This window comes from Rhodococcus sp. A14, assembly GCF_011603105.1.
GTDB classification, from domain to species: Bacteria; Actinomycetota; Actinomycetes; order Mycobacteriales; family Mycobacteriaceae; genus Rhodococcus_F; species Rhodococcus_F opacus.
In genome coordinates, this window is sequence record NZ_JAAOQS010000147.1 from 1 (window position 1) to 19,590 (window position 19,590).

The 19,590-nt window shown below is 64.9% G+C and carries 18 protein-coding genes and 1 pseudogene; 5 read left to right on the forward strand and 14 right to left on the reverse strand.

Going from position 1 to position 19,590, the window contains the following annotated elements; translation table 11 throughout:
* The 4 genes and pseudogenes from G9373_RS40960 to G9373_RS40975 all read right to left on the reverse strand — a co-directional run.
* Positions 1–591, reverse strand: a pseudogene (locus G9373_RS40960) (Rep protein); the annotation flags it as partial.
* Positions 592–969: 378 nt separating this feature from the next.
* Positions 970–1,287, reverse strand: coding sequence for a hypothetical protein (locus G9373_RS40965; RefSeq protein WP_167120658.1), 318 nt, complete (start codon positions 1,285–1,287; stop codon positions 970–972).
* Positions 1,284–1,778 (reverse strand): hypothetical protein, encoded by a 495-nt coding sequence (locus G9373_RS40970; protein ID WP_167120660.1) that lies wholly within the window; start codon positions 1,776–1,778, stop codon positions 1,284–1,286. Before G9373_RS40970 ends, G9373_RS40965 begins: the two co-directional genes overlap by 4 nt.
* Positions 1,775–2,083, reverse strand: a complete 309-nt coding sequence (locus G9373_RS40975; protein ID WP_167120662.1) for a hypothetical protein — start codon at positions 2,081–2,083, stop codon at positions 1,775–1,777. The genes G9373_RS40970 and G9373_RS40975 overlap by 4 nt, the downstream gene beginning before the upstream one ends.
* Before the next feature lie 92 nt (positions 2,084–2,175).
* Between G9373_RS40975 and G9373_RS47985 the strand changes: the two genes are divergently transcribed.
* The 3 genes from G9373_RS47985 (at position 2,176) to G9373_RS40990 (ending at position 4,033) form a co-directional block, all read left to right on the forward strand.
* Positions 2,176–2,298, forward strand: coding sequence for a hypothetical protein (locus G9373_RS47985; protein ID WP_277346740.1), 123 nt, complete (start codon positions 2,176–2,178; stop codon positions 2,296–2,298).
* Positions 2,299–3,054: 756 nt separating this feature from the next.
* On the forward strand, positions 3,055–3,486 hold the full coding sequence (locus G9373_RS40985; protein WP_016880509.1) for a helix-turn-helix transcriptional regulator: 432 nt from the start codon (positions 3,055–3,057) through the stop codon (positions 3,484–3,486).
* Positions 3,487–3,688: 202 nt separating this feature from the next.
* Positions 3,689–4,033, forward strand: a complete 345-nt coding sequence (locus tag G9373_RS40990) for a helix-turn-helix domain-containing protein (RefSeq protein WP_167120666.1) — start codon at positions 3,689–3,691, stop codon at positions 4,031–4,033.
* A gap of 2 nt (positions 4,034–4,035) precedes the next feature.
* On the opposite strand, the gene G9373_RS40995 is transcribed toward G9373_RS40990, so the two are convergent.
* Positions 4,036–4,638, reverse strand: coding sequence for a hypothetical protein (locus G9373_RS40995; RefSeq protein ID WP_240961026.1), 603 nt, complete (start codon positions 4,636–4,638; stop codon positions 4,036–4,038).
* 10 nt (positions 4,639–4,648) lie between these two features.
* Complete coding sequence (locus tag G9373_RS41000) at positions 4,649–5,593, reverse strand: hypothetical protein (protein WP_240961027.1); 945 nt, start codon at positions 5,591–5,593, stop codon at positions 4,649–4,651.
* Positions 5,594–5,640: 47 nt separating this feature from the next.
* Between G9373_RS41000 and G9373_RS41005 the strand changes: the two genes are divergently transcribed.
* A complete protein-coding gene (locus G9373_RS41005) occupies positions 5,641–5,946 on the forward strand; it encodes a hypothetical protein (RefSeq protein WP_167120655.1) in 306 nt (101 codons plus the stop codon).
* A gap of 693 nt (positions 5,947–6,639) precedes the next feature.
* On the opposite strand, the gene G9373_RS41010 is transcribed toward G9373_RS41005, so the two are convergent.
* From G9373_RS41010 to G9373_RS41045, 8 genes are all read right to left on the reverse strand, one after another.
* Positions 6,640–7,200 (reverse strand): hypothetical protein, encoded by a 561-nt coding sequence (locus G9373_RS41010; protein WP_167120670.1) that lies wholly within the window; start codon positions 7,198–7,200, stop codon positions 6,640–6,642.
* A 62-nt stretch (positions 7,201–7,262) separates the two neighbouring features.
* Positions 7,263–7,868, reverse strand: a complete 606-nt coding sequence (locus tag G9373_RS41015; protein ID WP_167120673.1) for a hypothetical protein — start codon at positions 7,866–7,868, stop codon at positions 7,263–7,265.
* Positions 7,869–7,902: 34 nt separating this feature from the next.
* Positions 7,903–9,453 (reverse strand): peptidoglycan DD-metalloendopeptidase family protein, encoded by a 1,551-nt coding sequence (locus tag G9373_RS41020; protein ID WP_167120675.1) that lies wholly within the window; start codon positions 9,451–9,453, stop codon positions 7,903–7,905.
* On the reverse strand, positions 9,450–10,313 hold the full coding sequence (locus G9373_RS41025) for a hypothetical protein (protein ID WP_206033640.1): 864 nt from the start codon (positions 10,311–10,313) through the stop codon (positions 9,450–9,452). The genes G9373_RS41020 and G9373_RS41025 overlap by 4 nt, the downstream gene beginning before the upstream one ends.
* A complete protein-coding gene (locus G9373_RS41030) occupies positions 10,313–12,430 on the reverse strand; it encodes a hypothetical protein (protein ID WP_167120677.1) in 2,118 nt (705 codons plus the stop codon). Before G9373_RS41030 ends, G9373_RS41025 begins: the two co-directional genes overlap by 1 nt.
* The gene (locus G9373_RS41035) at positions 12,427–15,462 is read right to left on the reverse strand and encodes an ATP-binding protein (protein ID WP_167120679.1); all 3,036 of its coding nucleotides are present in this window, start codon (positions 15,460–15,462) and stop codon (positions 12,427–12,429) included. Before G9373_RS41035 ends, G9373_RS41030 begins: the two co-directional genes overlap by 4 nt.
* The gene (locus G9373_RS41040) at positions 15,459–15,863 is read right to left on the reverse strand and encodes a hypothetical protein (protein ID WP_167120681.1); all 405 of its coding nucleotides are present in this window, start codon (positions 15,861–15,863) and stop codon (positions 15,459–15,461) included. Before G9373_RS41040 ends, G9373_RS41035 begins: the two co-directional genes overlap by 4 nt.
* 38 nt (positions 15,864–15,901) lie before the next feature.
* Positions 15,902–16,219, reverse strand: a complete 318-nt coding sequence (locus tag G9373_RS41045) for a hypothetical protein (protein ID WP_016880502.1) — start codon at positions 16,217–16,219, stop codon at positions 15,902–15,904.
* A 1,227-nt stretch (positions 16,220–17,446) separates the two neighbouring features.
* Here G9373_RS41045 and G9373_RS41050 point away from each other — a divergent pair.
* A complete protein-coding gene (locus G9373_RS41050; protein WP_167120683.1) occupies positions 17,447–19,555 on the forward strand; it encodes an FtsK/SpoIIIE domain-containing protein in 2,109 nt (702 codons plus the stop codon).
* Positions 19,556–19,590: the final 35 nt, after the last annotated feature.

Here is a 19,590-nt window from a genome sequence, read left to right on the forward strand (position 1 = left end):
TTGGTGTTGTTGGCCGCCGTGGTGGAGTTCGGCGGCCATGTATTCGTGGGTGCGGAGGGTGCGGCCACGTTCGACTTCGACGCCCATCGCAAGGGTTTTGAGGACGCGGCGGGCGCGGTTGACGACGGAGAGTGAGACTCCGGCGTGGTGTGCGATGAGTTGCCGGGATGCGGTGACACCACGGCCGGTGGTGGAATCCGCGAATCGGGCGTGGGCTGAGGCGACGGCCACCAGGCGTTCGATGCCGATGCTGTGGGCGGTGAGTGCGGCTTGGCCGGCGGTGGTGTGGGTGATGTGGTGGCGGAGTTGGCGTAGCCATTGGGTGCGTCCGGACCATACGGGGATGGTGGCTTCGCGTCCGGGTGTGGTGGGGAGGGTGAAGGATCGGCCGCGTTGCCCGGTGTCGCGGTTGTATTCGTGGAGTTTGTTGATGGCGTGGGTGGCGGCGTGGACGGTGGCTTCCCAGGTGTCGACTTCTGCCGACTGCGGAATGTGCGTACCGGCGTGGACGGATGACCTGGTGTTGGTGGGCGAAACGGGTTGTGTTGATGCTGATTCAGGGCATGCGTTAGCATCAGACGTACCTGGCATAGGTATGTCCCTTCGGGGAATGCAGTACGAGTGTTGGAAGCGGGTAACTTCCGGCGCTCACCCTCAGAGAATGTGACGGCTCGGCAAGGCCTTCACCCTCTCGGTTGAGGAGGACCGGCAAGTCCTCCTCAACACATGCCGCGGAGCGGTTCGTGAATCTGAAACCACCCCCACCAAGGGGGTTTTCGCGTTCCTGCGGGTCTGCTATGAAATTTGGGTTATCGGGGTCGCGCGATGGATACGCGGTCAGGGGCATCGCCTCGCTGTGGGCGTGGGTGGATACCGATCCGCTAGGACGGTCGTCGCGAACTGTGGAGGTTCGCGTGGGGTCCGGTTAGGGGATCGGAGAAGGGTTGGTTGTGGCCGCAGCCGCCTCGGTTACGCCGACCGCGGTGCCGGCTTCACACCGAGTAACCGGTGTGCCGCGGCGGCGACCTCACGGATCTGCTCAACCGTGGCCGTTTCGGGCTCCGATGCTACGAGGTCCACGACGTCGACCAGCGCGTCGCGTGCTCCCGGGCTGAGGCGAGACACAGTCGGTTCGAGTCGGATTGGGCCGTGTGTCTCGATGAGGTGTGCGGCGGACATCACGGTCGGCATGCTCGTGTCTGCGACGAGTAGCGCGCAGATGACGCTCTCAATCGCGATGAGTTCCCACGTGAGCCCGTCGCGGTCGGTGGCGGTGAGGCCCGTCATGCGATTGCCCCTCTCGTTGAGGGGCAGTGCAGCCGTGACGCCCAGGCCTCGATGGCCGCGGCGATGCACGTCTCGGCGACCGGCGCAGGTTTGGCGGCGAGGTGCGCCCAGAACGCGGCGGAGACAGCTTCCGCACCACTGAACTGATGGCCGCCCAGGTAGTCGTGGGCGTCAACTGAGGAGTCGGCGACCGCGGACCAGGCATAGAGGCCAGCTGATTGAGCGCGGCTGGCGCCGATCGCAGCGAGCCGGTCCACCGCAGCCCACCTGGCAGCGAGGGGGTCGACCGTGCCAGTCGGCATGTCGAGGCACAACGTGGCGACGGTGTGTCCCACGGCCGTGGAGAAGCCCGGAATGGTGACCAGACCCCACACCGGGTGGGAGTAGAGATCAGCGAGCCATCCCCACCGCAGAGACCCGGGGCCTTCGGTACCGGGGCACTCGATCTCGCCGGTCGCCATGAGCAGGACACGGTCGGAAAGACTGATCATGCCGCCGACCCCCGCTCGATTGCCCGTTGCCCTTCGACGCGGTTGTAGTACACCCGCAGCTCACGATCAGTGGCGACGGCCGTTCCGTCGTGCCGATACGCGACACCGGCCCAGATCATCGACTGCGGCGGATCTTCCGCGGCGATCATCTTTGCGACTTCGGCGCGGCATGCGGCGAGCCGCGGGCACCGGAAGCATTCCCGCTGCGCGTCGCGGCCGGCGCGGTACGAACCCTCATCGATGTCCCACGACTGCGGGTTAATCGAGCACGGCAGGACCGTCGGGGCTGATCGGCGGGCGGTCATGCGGCATCACCACCAGCAGTGACGTGGGTGGCAGGACCTCGGGGAGTCCTCGCACGCAGGACTGCATACGCCCGGAGCCGATCGGCGGGTACATGATTGCCGTAGTAGTCGAATACGGCGCCCGCCACGATCTGATCCTGCGGCGGTTCACCCCCAGCGATTCGATCGCGCAGCGCGTCGCGGCACTGGGTGAGGATCGGGCATTCGTGGCATGAATCGATTGCACGCTGCCACGACGCCAAGTTCTGCCCCGTCAGTTCCCAGGTAGCGGACTTGCCCGCGCACGTACCCACACCCGGCTCGGGTGCGGTCAACGGGATCATTCCGCGTGCTTCCAGCTCGCGGCGGATACGCCGCAGCTGCGGGCAGTCTTGGCATTTGGTGGTGTAGACGAAGCCGCACCGGAAGCAACGCCCCTCAGCAGTTGGCCGGTGTGCGCTCGCCAAACGGAGCAAGGCCGCGACCGAAAAGTGAATCGTTCTGGACGATGTGTCCGCGGTTCCGTCGCGCCGCGCTAGCTCGCGGAGCGCTGCCACAGCTCGAGGGCACAGAGGCTTAGATGCCGTGACTATGACGTCGCATTCTTCGCAACGCCCCTCGGTAGACACGTGTTGGGCGGTGATGCGCACCAGGTCGGCGGTGGCTAACGATCGTGCCAGGGCTGGATGCCGCTTACCGCGCTCTCTTTGGGCGCCAGCTATCGTGTTCATTGCAGAGACTCCAATCTGCTGATGGTGCCTGAACGGACCGCTAATCCGTTGAGGCTCGAGCCCCCTGGCCGCCGCTAACGGTCAGGGGGTTTCTCGTTGCATAGGGCTCGACTCTTAGCTCCACCCCCATGTCGCTCTCGTGCGATCATATAAAAGCGATCGTCTAAAACCGATCGTATGTGCGCATCGTAACGAGAGGGCGGCACAGTGTCTACCAGTGACCACATGTGCGGCAGGATTATTTCGGTGAGTCGGCGAGTTATGCGCGGGTTTACTCCGTCCGCCCTGGTTGGCGCGCGCCGCAACGCCGGCTGGTCGCAAGCGGATTTGGCACGGCTTTCCGACGTCGGTGTCGCCACGATTAGAAGGTGGGAGAAGGGCACTGCATCGCCCCAAGTTGACGTCCTGGCGAGGGTTGCTGCTGTTCTTGAAGTTCCCATCTCCGACTTTGTGAATATCCCAGTCTCGGAGCGCTTCCCGGGCGACTGGCGAGTTCTGCTGGGACTGACCCAACCGCAACTCGGTGCGCGTGCCGGGGTCCGTACCGCCGTGGTTGGCAGCATTGAGCGTGGGGAGACGGCATTGTCCGACAACGTTGCTGAGCGACTGTCGTCTGCGCTCGACATCTCCATTGCGGAGCTGCGGGACGCGCATCAACGGGCGCGGAGCCGGCCGCCGGGCATGCCCGCCTGACGTCCTCGTGCGCGGTGGTGTGCCCGAACTTCGTGACACCGGTGCCTCGCCTTCTGTCGTTCGTGTGAATGATCTTGAGCCTACTTTACTACTGCAAACTTGCAACAGTAAACACTTCCGTAACTACTGCAATAAGGCGACGTCAACGACATCTATACTCATGTCCAACTACCGGCGAAGCGTGAAGTTTGGAGGATGTGCGGTGAGCGAGAGTTTCGCCGAAAGGCTGCGACATCTATTCGACACGGTCCATCCGAAGGGGCGAGGCCCCTACAGCCAAGCGGAGGTTGTCGAGGCCATCCGAGCCGCCGGCGGCAATATGACGCCGGGATACATGTCGCAGTTGCTGTCCGGAAAGCGATCTTCGCCGAGCTGGACCACGCTGCGAGACATATGTCGAGTCTTCGCAGTACCAATGGACTACTTCAACGACGACGAGGTCTACGAGGAGATCAAGGGCTACATCGCCTACATCCAAGATCTCCGAGACGCCGAAGACCAGAATATTGCAGCACGAACGTACTTCCCGTTTCGGCGTCCCGAATAGGACTAGGTGAACAGTGTGTACGTGCCTCCAGCGATGAAGGCGCCCACGAACGCACCCACGATGACCTGACCAGTCGTGTGATCACCGAGCCGCACCCGAGACCACCCGATCGCGGGCGTGCACGCTAACGCCAGAATCCAAATCGGTGAGACAGCGAGCGTGAGAATCACGGTGATGCCCGCTGAGACAGCAGTGTGCACACTGACCTTCCACCGGACGACGCTGGTAATTATCCCGATGGCCAGCAACGTCGCAAACCCTGCGGCCGTGAAGGCGATCAGTTCTGCGGGTGCATTGGCGCAGATCTGAATGAAGAGGCCCGCAAGCACGATTGCCAAGATTACGACAATCAGAAGGTGACGTTCACGGTGCTCGGTCACATGGTGATCGCCGATCCGTGATCGCCAGATTTCGAACAGAATGAAGGCCATGGGGAGGCCGCCGGAAATCATGGCGACGAAGATCCCCCATGCCGTCGACTCAAGGTACACGCCCAGGAAGAGTGACGAGACAATGTTGAGAACCCAAGGAGCTCCCACCTCAGTCACTGCTCTGGCAAGGCGATCAACACGGTCGCCGCGGGTTAGATTCTCAGTCATCGTCATTCTGCGGCACCTAACTTTCCTGTCGTGCGGTGTTGAAAGCGACGCCGAGAGTGCGCACCCACTCGACATCTGAGACGCCCTCCGGAGTGCCGAGAACTTCCTGGGTCAGCTCTTCCCGTGCGAGACCGGTAATGATCCACTCAACTATTGCAACTGGAGCTTCGTCCTCGGGAATCGGGGCGCCGTGGGGTAGGCCTGCGGCGTGGGCAGCGATGCTAAGGGCGTCCATCACTTCCGTGGCGCGGTCGGCAACGCGATCCGTGGCGCCGCTACCTTCCCAGGAGGGCCGAACGACACCAGGCCAGCGCGTAGTGAGCACCTCGTGGAGTTCGACGAAATTTCGCAACGCCCGGCGTGCGGCAGTCCAGAGAGCCATCGTCGGCCACAGCACACCGATGGTGACCATGAGGACCCCGACGAGCGCAAGAACCTGAGTGATGTCGAAGACTCGGGGGGTTGGATCGATTGCACCGGTAGACGCGGCCAGTACGTACGTGATTCGCATGCCGGCGTAGACGGTGAGCAGGAAAACCCCTGGGCACAGCACCATCAAGCCACGACCCGTCGCGGTCCGCGAGTCGGCATGGCCAGCGGTCACGATGGTCACCACGATGCAGAGAAAGAACGGGTAGAGCATCGCGATAATGCCGGCCTCCGCATATCCAGGAGTGTGGGCATATAGGTCGTCGAAGGTATATCCATCGCGCTGTTCCGGCATTTCCGGGGCAGTCAAGAAGAAGGCTACCGACCCGCCTGCGGTGACCATCGACAGCAACGCATGAAGCCGGATGAGCTGTGCACGACGTCGATCGGACGCAGCCATTAGGTCTGTCACGAGTATGGCTGCACCGAAGCAGATTCCGCTAAACAGGACCATTTTGACTGCGCCAGCGCCGTTTGAGTGACCAAGTGCGCCTCTCAGTAAGTTCTCAAAGAGCGGCAGGTTGACTGTCATGTGGGCGGCCATGCAGGTGAAGACAGTCAAGACACCGACGAGGTTCCATGTGCGAGCCCACCACCACCTACGGAACCGACTTGCTGCGGCTATCCATAGAAGGACTGCGACCGCCGCTGTTGCCGTCACCTAATCGCCTCGTCGAGGCGAGCGCGCACGCCGGGATTGCGGGATGCTCGGTTACTATTCACCCGCCCAAGGAGTCTGCTCGCGAACGCCTCAGCCTCGATTTCCTCAGCGTCGTGTCCGCCAGTGCATTCGCGCCGAAGCATTATCTTCGCCAATCCATGAGCGGCTGCTGGAAGAAACTCTTCCGCGAACTCACGGGCAGGTCGGCCCTGATGACCGAGTAGGATGTGGCCGAGTTCGTGGGCAAGTGTGCGCTCGCGGGCGTGTACCCACTCAGCGCAGGACAGCTCGTCCCGGTCGGGATGTTGAACCCATTGCCCGAAAACGCCTAGCGGAAGTTTCTTGTTGGATTGAACGACGATGAGCGGGCGCCTCCGGTCCCGGGCTGCTGCCTCCATCAATCCTGTAAGCGTCGACGCTTCACCTGCGGTCGCTACGCGAAACAGTCGATCCACAGCCTCTGAAACACGATTCGCCATTACTAACCTCCACCCGGGACGATTGCGGCGCATATGAATACACGTGTGCCACATCTGGACGCTCCATCTGAAGCCGCCCCGACGGGCTTCAGGAACTCCCGGGCGGGAGCGCGGTGGCTAGATTATCAGCACCGCGGATGGCTGCAACCAGAAGGTCTCTGACACCTCGGTACCACGCTCTGCGCGCGTAATCATAGTCGGCGGGAAGGTGAAGAAACCATCCTGGAGTCGTGTTTGTCTGCTGGAGAACAGAACTGCGGTACTCAAACGTCGAACCTATCGGAAGCCGGGCGACTGCCAGGCAGAGTGGCATAGCTACTCAGAGCTGGTGCCGGTTCGCCCGGCACGCGTGACGCCCGCAACTGCAAGGCGTGCCGATTCGAAGTACTGCGGTGTGGCGACTGTGAAGATTGATGCTTCGGCGAGTCGATTTCTCCCTTACCGGTTGCAGTTGAGATGCATGTAGATGTCGAGGTCGTCATACGGCGAGTTCACCATCCAATGGGGCGGAGTGTCGTCGTCGACCTGGATTTCGACTTCTCCGACCGATGGCCTGTCCCAGGTAACGCCGAGAGGAAATGTCTTGGTGCTGCCCTTCGGCCGTGTTCTGTTGACGGCCTCGATTGCTCCTGGGGATTCGGCGAAGTCGTGTGCTGGGTAGTTGAGGCTCTCGTTCTCGACCGTGACGGTTTGGGATCCGTGGGTGAGGGTGGCGTGCCACCCGTTCGGTGTGGTGACGTCGACGGTGAGGTTGTCGCCCTCGCCGTGGCACCGGACGTCGACCTGGTTCGGGGCAGGAAGGGTCACGAGGTCGATGCCTTTGCGGTTGCCGACTCCGATGGCGATGTTGCCGTCCCACCCGTCGGATCCGCCGGATGATTCGGCGGGCGTGACGGTCCCGGGTCGGCTGTCATCATTTGAAGAGGCGGAGCATGCGGTCATGGCCGCGGCAGTCATGCCGATGAGTGCGAGCCCGGCGAGTGCACGGCTGCTGGACATTTGGTTCCCCTCCTGTTGCCGCAGGGGCGGCGTTGTCGGACTCGATGCGGTTGCTACTGCTTTCAGTATCGGATGGTGTCGATGAGCCAGTTGCCCCCAGGCTTGGTAAGCGTGACCCAGACGGTGGTATCGGGGTCAACTGGAACGGCGTTGTCCCCGGCAATCGCGGTCTGGTGGATGGTGGCGACTCGGTGAATGAGGGTATCGGTATCGGGCGGGCAGCCGGAGCAGCCGATCATCACGTCGGCGACGACCTTTGCGTTCGCGGTGGCCCACTGTCCCCATTGCACGCCGGGACCGCGTTCGGTCGTGACTGGAATGGCGACTTGCGCCGCGAGCCTGTCGGTCAGCCACTGTCGGGCCCGTACGAAGCCATCGTTGGGGGACTGGTCGGTGGCCGGGTACCAAGTGAATGCGACCGACAGGGCTTGGCGGGCGATGTCTTCCGCCACGGCGGCGTCAGGAGCCGGCGCCGCCGTGGTTGGTGGAGGTGCGGGCGCAAAGGTCGTAATTGGTGCTGTGGCTGCCGGTGGTGCCGTGGCCGCCGGTAACGACGTCTCTAGAGGCGACGTCTGCGGATCCTGTTGGGTTGGCCGGCACGCATACACAAGTATGGCGACCAGCGCGCCGAGGATCACGACCACGGCCAGGAATCGACGCACGCTCATCTCAGTCCTCCTGCAGTTGCGGGCAGTCCACTCATCACATCACTCTCCGTGCCTTCATCCCGCCCATCAGCGGCGCTTCCTTCACGACGTCGCCGGTGGTCGGAGCGTGGATCATGCGCCCGCCACCAAGGGCGATGCCGACGTGACCCGGCCCAGACCCGGCCCAGGATCCGAACACGAGATCACCCGGTTGGGCCTGATCGATCGGGATCTCCATGCCAACGGTCCACTGCTGTTCCGAAAGGCGTGGCAGTGCGACCTTGCCGCCGCTGCCGGTGAAGATGGCGTAGCTGGTCAGGCCGGAACAATCGAAGCCCCCGCCGGACGGTCCACCGGTGCTACCTCCACCCCAGACATACGGGGTGCCGAGGTACTGCCGGGCGGCCGCGACGACCTGGCCGCCGTCCTTAGATCCGTTCGGGACCAGGCGGCCGGTGGAACTCAGGGCCGTGTACTTGGCCTGGCCGAGGATGATCTTTGCGACGTAGTTCTGAGTCTCGGCGTATGGGGGGATGCCACGGTGAGCCTGCACCGCACCGAAGCCTGCGTTGTACGCGGCTAGTGACAGCTCGACCAGGTCTCCCATGACGGTGCCGGCTGCGAGCGCGGCGTTGACCTGGTCAATGAGCGCGCACATGAAATGCCCCTGGGCCATGACGGCGTCGCCGATCGAATTGGGGTCGACCTTGCCATCGCCGTCGTAGTCCGTGCCCCAGGTCGCCCAGGTTCCGGGCATGAACTGTGCAGGTCCGAGAGCGCCGGAGGGGGAGATTGGGGCGTTGGCGCCGTGCCTGAACTGATTCTCGGCGTGGAGCTGCGAGGACAGGACCGGGGGCCGAATGCCGGGGCAGATGCTGCCGGCCTTGCGGATCCACGGATCGAATTCGGCCGGCACCGATCCGGCGGCCAGCTCACCGCCACCGACGGTCCCGAAGCCCGCGCAGTTGATCGGCGACGACAAGGAGGCCAGCCGCATGTCCGCGCCGTCCGGCGCGCCAGGAGATGAGGCCGCGCTGCCCAGTTTGATCATCGGGTCCACGGCGGTGCCGCCTTGGAAACGGCCGCCTTCCCAGTACTCGAAATGCAGGTGCGCGCCGGTGCTTTGGCCGTCGTCGCCGACATCGGCGATGTGGTCACCGGCCCTGACCTGTTGGCCTTCGCGGGCGATTAGCCCGTCGGTGAACATGTGTCCGTACACGGTGGAGACCGGTGTGTCGCCGACGAGGGAGTCGATGACGATCCAGTGTCCGAATCCGGTGGCGGTGCCGGAACGGACGACGAGGCCGTCGAGGGCTGCGTAGATCGGGGTGCCGACGGGGCCGGCGAAGTCGACGCCCTGGTGTTCGGTACCCCACCGAGGACCGAAGCCGGAGGTGAATGCGGTGGTCCCGGCCCTCGTCGGTGCAGTGATCGGTCCGGAGGCGCGCAACTGGCCACCGGCGGGCGTGCCCGGGCCGCTATCGGTGGAGGTTGTCTTGCATCGATCGTGGGGGATGACTGGTTGAGGGGCGCAGGCCGTCGTGCTGACGACTGTGCTGGCTACGGCCGCGAGTAGCAGCGCGGTGCCGCGCTGGCGCAGTGTCACAGGGCTCCCGGGATCGGGGTGTCGAGTTCGGGGATCGGGATAGGCCCGGGCACTGCAACCGGCACCGGCACGGGTGTCGGTTCGGGCTCGGACATCGCTGGCGGTGCGGTGACAGATTCGGGCGCCGAGGTCGTCGTCGACGGTTTCGGCTGGCTCGTGGTCGGCTGCGTTGCAGTCTGGGGCGTGGTCGAGTGCGTGGAGGTTGAGGGGACACTCACTAGGGTCGGCGCGGCGCCGAGTTTGCTGACCTCGTCGCGGTCGAGAGTGGGAAACGGGTTCTGGACCTGCCATTTCGGCCCGCTCGGGGACTCGGCCACCTGCACGGACACGCGTAGGTCGCCGGCCTGAGTGGGGATGGTGACCTCTGCCCGCCGCTCGCCGCCGGCGCCGGCGCCGGCGCCGGTGACGATCTCACTGGTCGTGGGCCCGGTGATCGCGACGGGCACCTGTGGACGTGCGGCGACGATCGTGTCACTGGGGGTATCGATGGTGTATCGGCCGAGTTTGGTTCTCCACTCGGTATTCGACTGCGTGATGTCCACGTAGTCGTGCGCATAAGCCATCGCTGTGGCTGGCGCGCTCTTCCCGGCCGCGGCCGTCCTTGTGCCTGCGATGGCCGACTCGGTGACCTCGACTATGTCGTAGGTGACCTCGATTTTTTGTGCAGGAGTCGTCGTCGGTGCACCGGCTACGACCGCGGCACTCGGTGTATGGCTTGTAGGAGGGGATTCCCCGAATGCGGTGCCGGCAACGAATAGAACGCCGAGAACGGCGGCCATGCTGATCATTAGGTTGGTGCGCGAGTACAGCACCCACCGGCGGATCGGGGCGAGGACCGGGTTGCCTGCGGGGCGGGCCATCAGGTGAAACTCTCGCTCGGGTGCGTGCGCACTTCGGGAGTCAGCGACGGCTCGTACAAGCGGGTATTCGACCGCGGCGGAGCGGAAATGCTGGCGGGCGCGGACGTGACGGGGACCTTCCCTGGTGAGGTGTCCTTGCGGGTCGGAGTGAAGACCTTGGTCGGGGCGATGGCAGAACCTGCTCCGCCGTCCCATGTCTCACTGACCCTCGGAGTGTCACCGTGGCGCGCTCCGCCACCCGAGCGGCTGGCTTCGAGCGCTTGCAGCGCCGCGCTACGGTCGCGGCCGACGCGGGTGTTCGCAGTGTCCTGTTCACTATGCTTGCCACCCTTGGTGAGGTGCATGTGGCGTGCGTCCTGGGATTCCTTACGTGAGTCAGCGAGCCGTTGCAGGAGGTCCATCTTCTTGTGGGCGGCGATCCGGGTTTGGTCGGCCTCGTGCCGGCGACGCTGGTTGAGTTCACGTCCCTCCGGGCGGGCTGGGCCTGCGGAGTTGCTGCCGGTGTCTTCGGCGGTGCCGCCGTCCTTGGTCTTCTTGCGTAGCGCCCCGACTCCTTCCTCGACCATCGCGCCAGCCGGGCCGCCGATGACCGCGCTGGCGCCCTTGAAGAATTTCTGCTTCATCGACGACTGCGCGTGACGGGCCTTTCGGTTGAGGGCGCCGGCGCGGTTCTGGGTGAACGTTTGCGAGACCCGTTTGAACGGCCGCATGATGAACCAGCACACCAGGGTCAAGATGACCATGAACCACAACCGCCATGACCCGTCGATCTGCCCGTTGTCCGTGACGTACAACTTCACCAAGGCCAGCAGGTAGAGGGCGACGATGACGGAACCGGCCACGCCCCACATGTAGGCGCTGGCGATCATCCGACACACTCGCATTAGCGTTCCCGCGTGTGCGACTGCGAGCGGTATCCAGATCGGGGCGAAAAGGATGGCCAGCCGGATGGCGAGCAGCGCAATGAGCTTCAGCACCGATGCGCCGATCCACAGGATCGACGGCATGCCGACCTTGACCATCGCCATGAATCCGATTCCGGTGCGACCGGAGTCCTTGCCTTGGAACGTGTAATAGGACAGTCCGTAGTCATCGTTGAGTGGCTGGACGATGTCGTCGCGAAAGATTCTCTCCTTCTTCGCCTTCAGGTCGTTCTCGACACCGGAATCTGGTGCGTTCTCGATCTGCTGCTGTTCCTCGTAGGAGAATGCGAGCGCATCGCGCAGTTTGGGGCCGAGTTGGTTCTCGTTGTCGCGGTAGTTCGGGCCGAACCAGCCTTTACGCCAGTCGTCGAGGAAGATGTCGTCGAGCAGTACGTCCCGGGGTCCTTTGCCGCTGCCGGTGATCGAAAGCATCTCGTTCTGGGTATCGGTGATCACTGCCCCGAATGTGTCGTCGGCGAGCCGGATTGCCTGCTGGGGTGCGCCGATCAGGAGAGCACCGAGGGCGAGAGCGGCTCCACCGACGGCCATGGATTTCGTGACGCCGGCAGCGTTCGATTTGAGTGCGTGCCAGAGCATGATCGAGGCAGCCGCGGTCAGCCCGATGCCGAGCCAGAGACCGTAAATGCCGATCATGCCGTTCGAGATCGAGGAGACGACCTGGTCGAACTGTTCCATTGCGGGTGCGACGCCGGCGTCTTCGGCGGCCTGACCGGTCTTGGTCTGGTCGTCGAGCCAGAATGCGGCGGCGGCCAGGGACTTCCCGATCGTCAGGAATCTATTGCCCCAGTCGGTGTCGGTGACGGCGCCGGGCGCGCGCACCAGGTCCATGCCGCAACCGAGGTCGTAGGTGTACCACTGCAGGCCGGCCCACCCGTAGGTGGTGTATCCGGTGACCCCGTTGTCGGGACGGTTCTGGCTGGTGGCGTCGAAGACCCCGGGGAACGCTCCCTTGGGGTATTCCGGGGCGGGGACTTCGTCGCACGCGAACCCGCTGGCCGCCGCGACGGGGGAGAGCGGGTCGACGAGCAACGGGGCCAGCACCAGGGCGAGGACGGCCAGGAGACGCCCCAGCCGACCGGTCAGGCGTCGATTCGGGCTCGCCTCGGGGTTGTGGGTCCGATGAGTGCCTGCGGGTCGAAAATGCAGGTTGAGTCGCCGCAGGGTGGTGGTCATGTGGCACCGCCGAGGGCGTTCTTCGCGGTACTCGAGTTCAAAGCGGCGAAGACGTGGGATAGGTGCACGTAATGAACCCAGCTTGACCGGACCAGTTCGACGTCGTCGGCCATCCGGACCATCCACCGCCGCGCCTGATCTTGGTAGGAGGTGTCGGTGTCCTCGTCGAGCGTGTCCTCGCCGCCGCTGCCGAGTTCGGCGAGGAATTGCTCGAAACCCTGCCCGGTGGGGAGTTTGAGGAGCTTGAGCGCCCCGTCGATGGCGTGTGGGTCGCCGCCGACGTCGCCTACGAACACTTCGTAGGTCAGGGCTGTTTTGTCGTCGGTGCCGTCGAGGCCGAGGAAGTCGTCGGGCAGTTGCGAGCACACCAGGGCGCGGACCTTGAACTTGCGTGAGTCGCGGGCGATCCGCAGGTTCAGGGTTCTGCCGGCGCCAGTGGATTCGAGGTACTTGTTCTCGTCGAGGAACAACACTTTACGGACGTGTCTCGGCTTTTCGTAGACGAGGCGGTTCGCCAGCCACGCGGCCATGTGCATCAGTGGGGCGGTCATCCGCTGCTGTGGGGTCCACTGCGAGGAGGGAACACCTTCCGGTGGCAGCTGCAGACCGGGCATGGTCAGGATGGTCAGCCGGATATCGGCGTCGAAGTCGTCGACGCCGCTGCCGACCGTGCCGGCCTCGGGGAAGAGTACCCGGGCTTCGGCGAGCCTGGACATCAACTCCAGCTGCTGATATATCCCGGCGGCGCAGGTGCGCACGGCCTGATCGGGATCGTCCTGGCCGATCGTCTTGATGGCGTCGAGGACTTCGCCCAGGTTGTGGTCGCGGTCCCCGCCCACGCGGTTGGCGGCCAGGTGCAGCACCGACTCGGTGTGTTCGAGATGCAGATGCCGTTCGGTGAGCATCATCTTCAGCACCGAGACGGCGACCTCGACGCGCTCCGCCGCCGCCGCGCGCATGTCCGCGTCGTACTTCGCCTGCGCCGCGGCATACGGGTCGGCGGCCCTCATCAAGTCCGGGTGGAGGGTGTCGTACTCGGGGTCCTCGCGTCGGGGGTCGATGATGACCCGGTAGGGGTTGAGCGCCCCGGGGCGGGAGTCACGGCCGGTGAGCGCGTAGACCCGGACGATGTCCCGGAATTCAGGTAGGTTCGCCAGTTCCTTGAGTGGCCCCGAGGGGTCGTGGATTACTCCGTAGGCGCCCGCGCGCACGGCCTGGTAGACGATCATCCCGGCCATGAAGGTTTTGCCGGAACCGGGGACCGCGACGATCGGGGTCAGACCCGACTTGTGTTTGATCTCGTGTGCGGCGAATAGGTCCCAGATCACCGGGCGCGGTGCGATCGACGAGGTCTCACCGAGCACGACTCCGCGGCGGTCACCGACCCGGTCACCGACGGTGGCCATGCCCGCGGCGACGGCCTCGACGTCCATGTGGCGCTTGTTGGCGATGTTCGCGAGCGGCTCGCCGGGGATGAATTCGCGCAGTAGTTGGAACTGTCCGTGCTCCTGCTCGAGTGCGATGTGCGGGTAGTACATCTCCCGCAGGCCGGCGACCTTCTTGCGCGCTTCGTCGGGGGTAGCTCCGACGATGGCGACCCGGTACCAACCCAAGGTGCGGGTGGAGAGCCCGGAGTGGTCTTCCTCGACGTCGGAGATGACGTCCTGGACCCGAGCGTGCTGCTCGGCCAGCTCCTTCGGTGGGACCTGGTCGTGTTCGACGGTGTAGTGGTCGAACTGAGACTCGATCTTGCCCGTCAGCGAGCGCATGGTGCGGATGGTTCTTGCCTTGTCGTGCAGCTCGATCCGATCCGACCATTCGAGCGGTTCGCCGGAGGGGTCGCCGATGACCTGCCAGGGCAGCATCCGCTCCGGGATCGGGAGCGGTGCCATGCGTCCGACGGTGAGCACGATGACCGCACCGGTATAGCGGCGACCCTCGACGACGCCGGAGACGGTGGTGTAGCCGTCACCGGGTGTCAGGGTCAGGTCGGTGAGGTCTTCGAGAGCGGCGACGTCGGTTTCCTCCCAGTCTCCGGCTCCCGCGGTCGCGCCACCCGCAGCCAGGGGCAGGCCGATCGTCGCCGACCGGCGCAGCAGGTAGTCGATCGCGGCAGGGGACGCGGGTGCTGCATTGACTCCGCGGCCGGCCATGATCCGCTCGAGTGCGGCGAGATGGCCGGCGAGCGCGTCCTCCTCGCGGGCGAACGCGTCGTCGGCCCAGCCGGTGATCAGGGACGAGAGTGCGCCCAGGAGCGGCCAGTTCGCGACGTAGCCGAGCGTGTGGGCGAGGTAGTCGAGCCCGGCACCGAGCGCAGAGCGGTGGGGCAGTTCGATGCCCCAGTAGCGGCCCTTGATCGTGGCGTTCGACCACAGCATCGCGTGCTGCTGGCCGCGCAGGTACTCAGCCCACGACAGCGCGCCCGGGACGTCGTCGATCGGAGCAGCCCACTGGTCGTGGTCCTTGGCCCACTGCTCGACCGGGAACGGCGTGCGCACCAGACGCCGGTGCAGTCGCTCGACGCCGGCCTTTTGCAGGTTGGTCAGTACCATCGCCTCGTCCCGGATGAAGCGTCGCTGCTTGCCGGTGGTGCGGAAGTTCCACGGGCCCTGCTTTTGCACGAACCATGCCGTTGACGTGCGGGTGGTGCGGGTGATGTGTCCGGAGGTCCCGGTCAGTTGCAGTCGCACCGCCTTCCGGGCACTATCGGCGCGCTTCTTCGCCGCCGCCTTCTCGCGATCGGCGGGCGTCTTCCCGCGTCGTTTGGAGCGCTTGCGTCCCCGCTCCCGCTTGCGGGTGTCCTCGGCCAGGACGGCGGGGTCCTCTGCCTGTGGGTCGACCTCCTCGGACACCTCGGCGACCGGGTATGGGGGGAATTGCACTTCAGACCACGCCCGCGGGCCCAGTTGTGAAGCCGGCGTCTGTTGTACCGCAGCCCATGACGGCGGCAACGCTCCCGGCGGGATCACCGGCACCGGATCTTCGAGCTGAGGATCGAACAGCGATGCGATGTCGTTGTCGTACGTGGTCATCGGTGTGAGTCCTCACTGTCGATACGGGCAGTCGCGTCGTCAGGTCGCGTACCGGTGGTTAGTCGGTCGGGGAGGGTGACACTGATCGTCTCCCCGGGCTTCGGTGGACGCGGGGCGCCCAGGTCGTTGACAGCAGCCTTGAACACCGACCGCAGCGGCCGATCCGGAGTGACGTACTTCGCGATCCCCGTAGTGGCCCACACGGTCACGAGAACCATCACCAACAATGGCTTGAACCCGAGCGGCACGTGGAGGATGGCGCGGGCAATCAGAAACACCAGCACGAACACCGCGGCGCCCACCAAGCCTGCGGTGTACCGAATCCGCACCGGCAGGGTGTAGCCAGTCGGACCGAGATAGTGGCGGTCCACCCGATACAGCAGGTCATCGTTGTTGATCACCTAACGCTCCCTTCTCCGCGTAGGAACCGTCGCGGGTGTCAGGCGTTGATGCCGAAGAGGCCGAGAACCCAGTTCCCAAGGCCCTTGGCTGCGGATTCCGAGGTGGCAATACCGACGAACGCCAGACCCACCAACGTCAACCCGCCGACGGTGAACACCTTCGACAGATTCCCGCGCAGGCCACCGGTCAGGACGACACACGCGATGACGACCAAGATGGTGAAGACGATGTTGTCCTCGATCCACTTCCTGAGCCCGCCGGTACTGACCTCCGTTTGCTGGGCAACGATCGAGATGTCGGGGGCGGGGTGAGCAGCGCTCGCGAGGTCGACGACGGTGGAAGCGATTGCGGACATGGTGCCTCTCCAACAGGGTGCGTAACCGATATGGGCGAACGTGGTTGTGCGGGAACGTAGGAGACATGCGCTGCGAGAATCAACGTGACCTGTGGATAACTTTCCGATCCGAGTCGAAGTGGGCCGGGGCGGTGTCGGGCGATCGTGGGGGCGAGATGAGAGCAGGGCGAAAACCGGAAAGGGTCTGGGCCGCCAGGTGTGTGCTGTTCGGTGCTGCTCGCGGCTCGGCTTCGGGCGTAAGCGCATCACGCGATCGGAAAACCGGCACACCAATTGATCGCGCGCCAATCCAGCAGTGGATCAACCGAGCCGGACGAATGCCGGGAAGCCTCCACGTTCGGGCGCATCGCCACGACCGATCGAACATGACACCCTCGACGTGTCGCATTGGAGACGCAGTTGAGCCATCGCGAACCGGCTGCGAGAGACGGGTCAGGACATCGCCCGAACCGTAGAGCATTCCCACCGTGCCGCCAACCGTCCGGTCGGGGCGATGTCGGAATGGGTGGATTTCGGCGATCCGGCCGAGCGTGTCGAGAGGCGGGTGAAAACACCGTCCCCTTCGGGGGGTCACTCCCCGGCCCTTCGGGCCTAGGGGAGTGTACCTGGGAAAAATGCTTCGCGCCAATAGATTTCAAAGCGTGCTGTTCACACGCTATGGAGAGCGTTCGTCGGAACGCTTCGCGCAGCGCGGCAATGACCGCTCGGGTGTGGTCTCCGATCGCACTCGAGGAGCGAATGAAATCGCGTGTGGGGGCGGTCGGATCATCCGGTGTCGGGACCGCTCTGTCGCGTAATTATGGGGCGGCTCGACACGCTGCCTTTTGCGCTCAAGAAGCCACTCTGAGGGTTGTCGCATACCGATTCGCGAAGCCCCTTGACCTCCACCCTCGCTATCGCATGCGTGCTGGGGTCGTCGAGGGTGGCGAAGGCGCTGTGTGCCCGACTCGCGTACGTCGTTGTGTGTTGCGGAAGTCGCCCGGGTGCAGGCCTTGCCGGACCGGTGACACGAGGTCCGGTTGATCTGAGCGAGCGCGCCTGCACCATCCGGCCGGGACACGAGTGCGCCGCATCGGCGGAGTGTCACGCACCGGTCGTGAGCAGCCCCCGAGCGAAGTTATCCACAGATCACGTTGAGCGCGATCACCCGACTCTGCCAGTGTGCGCATCCAACACGCCCGACCACTGTCGGAGACGGGCGCAAGTCAACCGGAAAAGGGAGGGGCGATGGCACAGCGAGATCCGCTCAAGGACATCCTGATCGAACTGTTCGGCCCCGACCCCGGCACCCGCAACAAACGCAACGCTCAGTCGGCACCCGAGTCTGTCGTCCGCGCGTACCGGACCTTCGCCCCGATCGCGGTCGCCTCCGCGGCCCTCGCGTTCTACGCACCCCAACTCGCAGACACAGCGCTCACAGACACTGTCGATCAAGCCGGTCAGTTCATCACGACGGTTCACGGCTACCGCTGGCCGCTCGCCGTCCTCGCCTCCGCGTGGAGCATGCTCGACATTCTCCGCTGGCACGGCCACCGACAGCGCCGTGCGCTCGAATCGCAGCTACGGCAGACAACCCGGCACCTGCCAGTGAAGGTTACCGTCGCGTTCCCACCCGGAATCTGTTCGCTGCGCAGCGCCAAGATCCGACTCCCCAGGGGTGCGATCATCCGCCCCAAGGAGATGGACGAATTCACCACCGCCGTCCGCGGAGCGGCCGGCCGCACCGGCACGTGCACCTACACCGTTCGCCATCATGCGCACCGCGACCTGATCTTGATCGCCCGCACACCCGTCGAACCAGACACCCGCTCACCACGCCACAAGGCCCTACAAACCGCGTTGTCCGCCGGCACTATCTTCAAAGAACCCGCCGTCACGGTCGCCTCCCGCGACGAGGACGGAGTCGAGACCGGCTACAAGATCACGTTCACCCCCTCGCTGAACAGCGGCGCCCGCGGCTTCCAGACCAAGGTCGACGAAGCCCTCGCCGCGCTCGCCGGCCACCACGAATCCGGCCGCACCTGGGCCACCGAATGGACCCCCTCCGAGGGATACCTGGTGATGTACCTGCGGGCACCGCTGCCCATCCGCGTCGACCACCCCCTCGCCTTGGTCGACGAGAACCTCCGCCACCTGCCCTACGCCACCGGCGCAGCGAACCTGAGCCTGTACTGGGATGTCTCGACCAAATCGAACAAACCGCACTGCCTGATCGTCGGCCCCACCGGCGGCGGCAAGACCTCGGTAATCCGCACCCTGCTCACCGAGGCCTCGCGCCGCGGAATCCCCTTCCTCGGAGTCGACCCGAAGATGATCGAACTCGACGGACTCGAGGGCTACCCCGGATGCGCGGCCATCGTCTACGACGCCGTCCGCTCCGCGATGCTCGTACGCGCCCTGCACGCGGAAATGATGGCCCGCAACCACTACGTGCACGTGAAGAAGATCGAACCCTCGCAACTGCCGCTGCTGATCGCCGTCCTCGACGAGTTCTTCATCCTCTCCGGAAAATGGCAGCGCCTGGCCAAAGACGAGGACGAGGAGATCCGCGCGCAGATCAAACAACTCGACCCGCTGGGGGCGTGGGCCGACCTCGCGGTCCTGGCCCGCTCGGCCGGCATCCGCCTGCTGCTCGGGGTGCAACGCCCGGACGCCTCCTTGTTCGGGTCGAGCTCGGGCAATGCCCGAGACAACTTCGGCACCCGGATCTCGCTCGGCAACCTGTCGCAGGACGGCGCGCTGATGATGTGGGGCGATGCCCACGTCGGCCGCGAAGTGGACACCTCCATCCCCGGCCGCGGGGTGGTCACCGCCCTCGACGGTTCCCCGGTGGATGCGCAGATGTGGTGGACCCCGAATGTCGATCCGCACCCCAACAAATGGAACCAACTCTCGAAGGAGGAGAAGGCGATCGTGCACGGCCTGACACCGACCGAGTCGCCCACGTTCGAGTTCTTCTCCACGGAGCTGCGGGAATTCGTCGAATCCGAGCGCGTGCTGGCCAGGCGGGCACGCGAGTACGGCGACGCCCCGGAACCGTCCGTCCTCACCGACTTCGCCACCGACCACGACACGGTCGGCGCCGACGATTTCGCCGACGCCATCCCGGCCTCGGCGGTCACCGAGGGAATGGTCATCCTGCTCGACGACGACAACGGCGACCAGGTGCCCGTCACCGTCGACACGGTCACGGTCATGCGGGACAAGGACACCGGCGACGTCCTCGAAACCGTCCTGTCCATCAACACCGGCGGACGGGTGAAAACCACCGTCCACTTCGACGCCACCGAGGTCGTGATGCTCCCCGAACCCGACACCGTCCTCACCACCGCGTGAGACCCACGCCCCTGGCAGCACAAGGACCCCCAAGC

Coding starts and splice junctions, on each gene's coding strand:
- G9373_RS40975 (WP_167120662.1), bottom strand. CDS start 2,083: ATGACCGCCCGCCGATCAGCCCCGACGGTCCTGCCGTGCTCGATTAAC.
- G9373_RS41030 (WP_167120677.1), bottom strand. CDS start 12,430: ATGACCACCACCCTGCGGCGACTCAACCTGCATTTTCGACCCGCAGGC.
- G9373_RS40970 (WP_167120660.1), bottom strand. CDS start 1,778: ATGATCAGTCTTTCCGACCGTGTCCTGCTCATGGCGACCGGCGAGATC.
- G9373_RS40965 (WP_167120658.1), bottom strand. CDS start 1,287: ATGACGGGCCTCACCGCCACCGACCGCGACGGGCTCACGTGGGAACTC.
- G9373_RS40995 (WP_240961026.1), bottom strand. CDS start 4,638: ATGACGATGACTGAGAATCTAACCCGCGGCGACCGTGTTGATCGCCTT.
- G9373_RS41025 (WP_206033640.1), bottom strand. CDS start 10,313: ATGGCCCGCCCCGCAGGCAACCCGGTCCTCGCCCCGATCCGCCGGTGG.
- G9373_RS47985 (WP_277346740.1), top strand. CDS start 2,176: ATGATTGCCGTAGTAGTCGAATACGGCGCCCGCCACGATCTGATCCTG.
- G9373_RS41015 (WP_167120673.1), bottom strand. CDS start 7,868: ATGAGCGTGCGTCGATTCCTGGCCGTGGTCGTGATCCTCGGCGCGCTG.
- G9373_RS40985 (WP_016880509.1), top strand. CDS start 3,055: ATGCGCGGGTTTACTCCGTCCGCCCTGGTTGGCGCGCGCCGCAACGCC.
- G9373_RS41050 (WP_167120683.1), top strand. CDS start 17,447: ATGGCACAGCGAGATCCGCTCAAGGACATCCTGATCGAACTGTTCGGC.
- G9373_RS41010 (WP_167120670.1), bottom strand. CDS start 7,200: ATGTCCAGCAGCCGTGCACTCGCCGGGCTCGCACTCATCGGCATGACT.
- G9373_RS41000 (WP_240961027.1), bottom strand. CDS start 5,593: ATGACAGTCAACCTGCCGCTCTTTGAGAACTTACTGAGAGGCGCACTT.
- G9373_RS41045 (WP_016880502.1), bottom strand. CDS start 16,219: ATGTCCGCAATCGCTTCCACCGTCGTCGACCTCGCGAGCGCTGCTCAC.
- G9373_RS41005 (WP_167120655.1), top strand. CDS start 5,641: ATGTGCGAGCCCACCACCACCTACGGAACCGACTTGCTGCGGCTATCC.
- G9373_RS41035 (WP_167120679.1), bottom strand. CDS start 15,462: ATGACCACGTACGACAACGACATCGCATCGCTGTTCGATCCTCAGCTC.